Source organism: Rhizobacter sp. P2_H2 (assembly GCF_056403375.1).
Genome location: NZ_JBFUFP010001575.1, coordinates 1 through 882, shown reverse-complemented (window position 1 = coordinate 882; position 882 = coordinate 1). Strand labels below are relative to the sequence as shown.

Genomic DNA, 882 nt, shown 5'->3' with positions numbered 1-882 from the left:
GCCCGACCCGGAGATGCCGATCACCAGCTGGTCGCCGCGGATCGGCCCCGGCGCCTGCACTTCGCCCGCGCCCGACAGCATCACGTGGCTCAGCTTGCGCACCTGCACCTCGATCGCCGGCCGGTCCTCGCGCCAGAACTTCCAGCCACCGACCGCACGGATGCGCAGGTGGCTGTTCACCACGTMCACCTCGACGCCGCGCTGCGCCGCCTCGTCGCCGGCGACGAACACCTGGTCGCGGTCGCCCTGCGTGAGCCGGATGCGCGCCGCGCCCTCCACGTCGAGCCGGTCGAAGGCCCCCGGCGCATAGACGCGGCCGACCGGCGCAGCCGGCTGCGCCTGCACGCCCAGGCCGAGCAGCGCCACGACCAGCGCACCACACACGATCCGCAGCGCCCTCATTGGAGTACCTTCGTGCTGCGCACTCCGGTGTTCGCCCTTGGAGCGGTCCGGCGGGCTCACAACGACTGCTCCCGCAGCCGGCGCGACACGTCGCGGTTGGCCGTGATGCGGGTGCCGTCGCGCATCTGCACCACCAGCTGGGAGTTCTCGTCGGGCGTCATCGCGTCGACGAAATCGAGGTTGACGATGCAGCCCCGGTGCAGCCGCAGGAAGCGCGCCGCATCGAGCCGCGGCTCGAAGCTCGCGATCGGCAGGCGCACCAGGAAGCTGCGGCCGCGGCTGACCAGCGCGGTGTACTTGGTGTCGGACTTCAGGTACTCGATGTGGTCGACATGCAGCGGGAAGATCTTGCCCTGGTCGCGCACCAGCACACGCGTCAGCGGCTCGGTCGGCGCCTGCTCCAGCGCGATCACCGCTTCGGCCGTCGCCTCCTGCACCTGCGCCGCGCCCGAGGCCAGCGCATGCTCGATCGCCTCGACC

General features: G+C 71.7%; 2 protein-coding genes. Both read right to left on the bottom strand.

Annotated elements, in window-relative coordinates; genetic code table 11:
* Nucleotides 1–402, bottom strand: a 402-nt coding sequence (locus AC1D15_RS34840; protein WP_477829671.1) for a GIN domain-containing protein, incomplete at its 3' end; no start/stop codon positions are given.
* Nucleotides 403–458: 56 nt separating this feature from the next.
* A partial coding sequence (locus AC1D15_RS34835; protein ID WP_477829670.1) for a LytR/AlgR family response regulator transcription factor occupies nt 459–882 on the bottom strand: 424 nt, incomplete at its 5' end.